The sequence below is a fragment of the Bradyrhizobium sp. WSM1743 genome (genome assembly GCF_000473065.1).
Lineage (GTDB): Bacteria > Pseudomonadota > Alphaproteobacteria > Rhizobiales > Xanthobacteraceae > Bradyrhizobium.
The window spans coordinates 1-3,111 of the sequence record NZ_AXAZ01000145.1 but is presented as its reverse complement, the minus strand read 5'-3'; the positions used below and the strand labels follow the sequence as shown (position 1 = coordinate 3,111).

Annotated in this window: 4 protein-coding genes and 1 pseudogene; 2 read left to right on the top strand and 3 right to left on the bottom strand. The window is 56.9% G+C overall.

Annotation, left to right across the window (positions count from 1 at the left end; translation table 11 throughout):
• Window positions 1–130 precede the first annotated feature (130 nt).
• Both YU9_RS48630 and YU9_RS0138165 read right to left on the bottom strand, forming a co-directional pair.
• Window positions 131–226, bottom strand: a pseudogene (locus tag YU9_RS48630) (SOS response-associated peptidase); the annotation flags it as partial.
• Between the two features lie 31 nt (window positions 227–257).
• Window positions 258–683 carry a hypothetical protein gene (locus YU9_RS0138165; RefSeq protein ID WP_027577387.1) on the bottom strand — a complete coding sequence of 142 codons (426 nt, stop codon included), beginning with the start codon at window positions 681–683 and terminating at the stop codon, window positions 258–260.
• Window positions 684–879: 196 nt separating this feature from the next.
• Here YU9_RS0138165 and YU9_RS46995 point away from each other — a divergent pair, with 196 nt between their 5' ends.
• Window positions 880–1,104, top strand: coding sequence for a hypothetical protein (locus YU9_RS46995; protein ID WP_027577386.1), 225 nt, complete (start codon window positions 880–882; stop codon window positions 1,102–1,104).
• On the opposite strand, the gene YU9_RS44035 is transcribed toward YU9_RS46995, so the two are convergent.
• Window positions 1,096–2,460: a recombinase family protein gene (locus tag YU9_RS44035; RefSeq protein WP_198028376.1), complete on the bottom strand. Its 1,365-nt coding sequence runs from the start codon at window positions 2,458–2,460 to the stop codon at window positions 1,096–1,098. The two genes, YU9_RS46995 and YU9_RS44035, sit on opposite strands and share 9 nt — an antisense overlap.
• A gap of 45 nt (window positions 2,461–2,505) precedes the next feature.
• Here YU9_RS44035 and YU9_RS0138150 point away from each other — a divergent pair.
• A partial coding sequence (locus YU9_RS0138150) for a CHASE3 domain-containing protein (RefSeq protein WP_245266729.1) occupies window positions 2,506–3,111 on the top strand: 606 nt, incomplete at its 3' end.

Here is a 3,111-nt window from a genome sequence, read left to right as displayed (position 1 = left end):
CTTCGGGCGCTCATCAAGACCTTGCCGCGATGTCCGTGCTGTGGCGCCCGCGAAGCATCAAATGGACGTCGACGCCCATGACGCAGTAAGACTAATTGACGCTGCACTTCCATCCTGATTGCCGCGCCGCAGGCATCGGCGGCAGATTGCCGACATAGCGGTTCACGACGCGGAACAATGCCAGGATCGCGGCTTGGTTGGTCGTGATCGAATACAGATTGCACATGGTGCTCGACTAGCCTGATTCTCGCTCAAACCTAACGCTCTTCAGTTGGGTGCACCCATTTGTAGGGTGTGATCTGCCTTGTCTCGGTCAGCTTGATCATGCGAGCAGGCGGCGCGTAGCGAGTGGTGCGGCACGAGCGGCACTTGAGCGAAGCTTCCAGCTTCCAGAGCGGCGTGTCCTTAGGCCGGCGGATGGCATCGAGCGGCAGGCTCGCGCGTGTTTTGCAGCGGACGCACCCGACCTCCAGCCAGGCAAACCCGCCGTTGAGGCATTGGCCGATGGTCGGAGAGGGCTGGGCAGGGCCGCCGTAGCCCTCCATGCGGATAGACCAGGCCTCGGCCTCCGCCCGGTCCGCCTCGCGAACGGCCTGCTCGGCGCGTTCGCGGGCTCCCTGAGCGTGGATCTTCGCGCCCATTATCCGGCCGCCCCAGATGACCTCTCGCGACTTGGTGCTCATGCGAGACAGATTCCGGCGAATGGAGCGGGAGGCAAGCCGCTAGCGCTAGAGCGGTCCCGCGACATCGGGCCAAAAGGTTGGTCAAGGGCTGAGAGTTTGCGCCGAAGGATATTTTTGAAATACCGAAGTTTCTGTTGCTCCGTCGGGCAAAACAGTGGTTCATAGGGCGCTGACTCAATAACGGAGATCAGCGCAAATGGCCGATGAAATGCAGGCATCTTCCGAGCTCGCAAAGATTGCAAAGCTCAATGGAGACTTCCGAAAAAACTATGGAATCTTCCTTGGAGCATTCCTGTATTTGCGCTCGATCAGTGCGGCGCGCGGTCGTTCATGGGTTTGGGGTGGTTTACCGGTGGCTGGAATCGCCGCGGGCGTGACCTGGCTGCAGAAACAGCTGCTGCTCTGGCTTTTCTCAACGTGAGGACTGAACCTCGCGGCTTTGCCGGAGCTTATCGTAAATGGCACGCAATACAGAACTGAGCCGATCGTGTCGGTAGTCAGCAAATTTGAGCTCTGACACTCGGAGCTTTCGGTCTTTCGTGAAAGGCAAATTCTTCGTGCCCAACATGAAGTAGTCCATGATGCTTGCGTTGGCTTCCTGCATTCGGATGATGAGAGCTTGATCCGCCCTAGGGAACTTAAGCTTGCGAACATGCCATCGTCGGTGATGGCGGCCGTCAAGCGTACCATCTGCTACCGACCATGCCGTCGCGATCACAACCGTCAGCGCTCCATCGATTGTAAGAAGATTGAGTTCCGGTAGAAATGTCGCCCTTTCACCCCAGCGCTGCAGTTCGCCGATAAGCTCGTTGGCAGTTGATTGTATGACCGCATTTGCCTTCTCTCCGGTACCATAGAAGTGAAAGCGAGGACCAGGATCGAAGCCGATGCGATCGTACGCATTCATTATTGAGCCGAAACGTCTAGCGTACGCGGTGCAACTGAACATCTTTTTGTCAGCCTGAATAATGTCCCGGGAAAGATGCCCTTTTCTCCGCCAAAGAGCTTTGAGTTGTGAAAGCAGCTCTTCGTCGGATCTTCTGCGTCCATATTTTACTTCGCTCAGGACCTTCTGAGCCTTGGCGAAGAGTTCTGGTGAAACAAGAGGCGTGAAGGCATTCTGGTGCCGTATCCACATTTCGTGTGGGTTATCTATCGGCGGCTTTTGAAGCTTGTAGGATCGACGGTTATAGACGATCTGGCCGAGATACTTCTCGTTCTTCAACAGGATGTTGACCGTCTGCATTTGCCAAGGTCTCCCTTGAGAATTGTAGATGCCCTCCTTGTTGAGGTCGTCGGCAATTTCCGTTCGAGTTTTCTTCCTGGTTGCGAACTCGGTAAAGATGCGTCGGACAACATCGAGTTCGGATTGCGGTCCGGGGACGAGAATGACGCGGTCCGTTTTGTAGTGCTTCTGCTCGCCCGGACCAAGGTCAACGCGCCGGTTGCCGTGCTCGTCAACGGTTGATCGTCGCAGTCCATATCCCGCCGAGGACCCTTGCCAGAATCCCAAGCTCACGCCGTAGCTTGCGGCGATGAACACCCTCTTAGATAGCCGGCGGCTGAAATCCGCCGCTTCAGCTCGGCTCAGGTTTTTCATGATTACCGAAGCCAAGCTGCCGTCATTTTTGAACTCTTCCTCGCAGTAATGGACAGATATTCCCGCGCGCTTGCATATGAACTCGTAGTACGCGCTTTCGTCCGTGTCTTGGAAGCGCCCCCAGCGGCTAACGTCGAAGACAAGAATGCAATCGAATGCCGCGTGGCCAAATTGCACTGGCGGGTCCATACCACTGACGTGTTGGACACGCTAGAGGCGGCAGTGGCCGCAGCGTTGGATCAACAAACTAATCTGCGCGGCTATTTGATCAGCGGCGACGAGAAATTCTTAGACCCGTACCGCAGAGGCAGCGGCAACTTCAGCGCGGCAATCCGAAAATTAAGAGAACAGACTTCGGATAACCCAGACCAGCAAAACCGCCTAGATGAATTGAACAAGCTAGCGATGACGTGGCGCGTCGAGACCGCCGAGCGGGAGATCGCGCTGATGGCGGATCCCACGACTCGGGAGCAGGCGCGCACGTTGGAGGGGGCGACCGGCAAAGCTGCCATGGACGCAATCCGCTCCAAGGCGAACGAAATCGAGAAGGTTGAGCGCGATCTGTTGGCAGGACGTGACGCCGTACAGAAGTTGGCATATGCCACTGCATACACTGCAACCGTAATGGGCGCCGCAGCCTCGCTCATGATCGCAGTGTTGATGGGCATACTACTCACACGCGCTATCGCGCGGCCGATCACACGCATGACCGAGGCCATGGCGGCGCTCGCCCAGGGCGACACTAGCATCGACGTGCCCGGGATTGATCGGCGTGACGAAATCGGCGCCATGGCCGGTGCGGTCGAAATTTTCAAGAAGGCTGTCATT